Source organism: Sphingomonas sp. 66-10 (assembly GCF_001897045.1).
Taxonomy (GTDB): Bacteria; Pseudomonadota; Alphaproteobacteria; order Sphingomonadales; family Sphingomonadaceae; genus Sphingomonas; species Sphingomonas lycopersici.
In genome coordinates this window covers 2,604-4,673 of record NZ_MKRR01000029.1, presented here as the reverse complement: position 1 = coordinate 4,673, position 2,070 = coordinate 2,604, and the positions used below count along the sequence as shown (strand labels likewise).

Sequence of the window (2,070 nt, the reverse complement as noted above, 5' to 3'; positions counted from 1 at the left end):
ATCTAAGAGCGAGACCCTGTCAGGTCATTTCGGGGGCCAACTCACCGAGGCTGGGACTGTCAGAAGTGCGACGAGGAATCCTGCACAACGCATAACGCAACCTTCAAAGTCGAATGGCGATCACGCAACGCATATCAGCGAAGCGGAACGAGCTGGATCAGGTCGATTTGTCCGGTAACGCCGGATATGGATTCGGTTGCGCGAACCACAAGGGCAAGCGTCTGCACCGGGCACGTCTCCGGGACATGGAACTGCCCGTAGAATGCTCCTTTTGCTTGTGTCGAGTTCGGTACGATGACGCGGTTGAGCTCGCGGCCGTCTAGGCAGGTCAGTACCCAATAAGGCCGTGAACCCTCTGGCTGCTCGATTCCACTGCTATGTCCTTCCAACCGATAATCCCCCGGAGGAAGCATCTGCATTTGCTGCAATACATTTCCACCTACGCTTGCGGGTGCTGAGAAATCAAAGATACCGCCGCGCTCACCGGGCTGAATCATCGAGCTGATTCCAGGGGTGTCCTCAAGCGTCCAATCGAACGGGGTTGGTATGGCGAGATTCATCTGAAAACGCGGATCACGCGATGAGTGTCGGCTGGCTCCGCGCCGAATCCCCGAATAATAATTCCACGCATCTGCAAATGCGCCACTCGAAATGAGCCGATTGACCAGCCGAGCGTGCGGTTCGGCCGTAACCTCATTTCCCGTGCGAGCGAGGTCTCGGAACAGGCTGACAGCTGCGTCCGGGGGGCTGTGGGCTGACACATAAAGAGTGAAATTTGGTCCCCATGCGGGATCGCTCGCCAGTGTTCGCGTCAACGCGGAACGGATACCGGGATCCGCGACGGCAGAAGCAAGGACAGGAAACAGTAAGTCAGGTGCGATTTGTGACGTGCGAAGCGCGATATCATATTGCCGAAGAGCGCCAGCGACATCGTGTCGCTCAACCGCATCCTCGATAGCCCAAAGTTGTGTCTGGAGTTCGCGGCGAGAGAGCTTGTCGGCATAAGCGAATAGGCGGCGCGCGACCTTCTTGTGACCTCTGATCTCATTGATGAGTCCCAACGTCGTCGCCGCGCGGACCGCCGTCGGATCCTGATCGAGCGCCAGGCGCGCGAGACGCTCTCCTTCCGCGAGATCGGTCGCGGTCGCTTGAGCGGTCACGAACGACTGAGACAGAAGCGCGGTGACCCTCCCGTCATTGGGCGCCAAAATATGCGCCCGCGCGGAATCGTCCTTGAAAGTGTAACCTAGGCTTTGAGTAACGCTGACATAACCCAATGCTACCGCAATGATTGCCAGTAGCCCCCGAAACGCCTTTTCGGTTGCGGACCGCCGTACCGAAGCGTGGCGTGGAGACATCACCCGCGCGATGCCTCTTTCCTGTTATCGCCTTGTCGCCCGTAGCTGTAGCCATATTCATAGCCATAGCCATAATGCGCCTTACGCGCCTCGAATTTGGTCAGGACGCCGCCGATAACCCGGGCGTTCGCGCTGGCAAGGCGGGCAAGCGCGGTCTTGACGAGACTCGATCGGATACCGTGGGATTCAACCGCATAGATAATGCCTTCAACACGGCTAGCGATAAGCGGCGCATCCGCCAGGCCCATCACAGGAGGCGAATCGATCACGACGTGATCATAGCTTTCAAGCAACCGCTCTATGAGGAGCGACAGCCGGTTTCCGGTTAGCAGTTCAGCAGCGTTAGGAGGGATCGGTCCTGCAGACATTGCTGTGAAACCAAAATCGGGCATCTGGAATATGAGCGTTTCGATATCATCCTGGCCCGATAGGAAATTACTCAAACCGCGTTCGTGACTGACCCCGCCAAAATGGTGGACTGACGGCGAGCGCATGTCACCGTCGACCAAGATAACTTTGCGATGCGCACGGGCAAGCGTGGTTGCGAGGGCAAGTGCGGTCGTCGACTTGCCTTCGGCCGGCCGGGTTGAAGTGATTGCGAATGAGCGGGGCACGCCGTGTTCGGTTGTGAAGCCGAGATTGGTTTGCACCGCGAGATATGCGTCAACGAGGTCCGACTTGCGATCGAGCAGCGCTTCTTTGGGAGTGCCGC

The 2,070-nt window shown here is 58.0% G+C and carries 2 protein-coding genes; both read right to left on the bottom strand.

Going from position 1 to position 2,070, the window contains the following annotated elements:
* Positions 1-134: 134 nt before the first annotated feature.
* A complete protein-coding gene (locus tag BGN95_RS03530) occupies positions 135-1,277 on the bottom strand; it encodes a hypothetical protein (protein ID WP_286771624.1) in 1,143 nt (380 codons plus the stop codon).
* Between the two features lie 80 nt (positions 1,278-1,357).
* Positions 1,358-2,070: CpsD/CapB family tyrosine-protein kinase (locus BGN95_RS03525; protein WP_286771623.1), on the bottom strand; the 713-nt coding region annotated here is incomplete at its 5' end.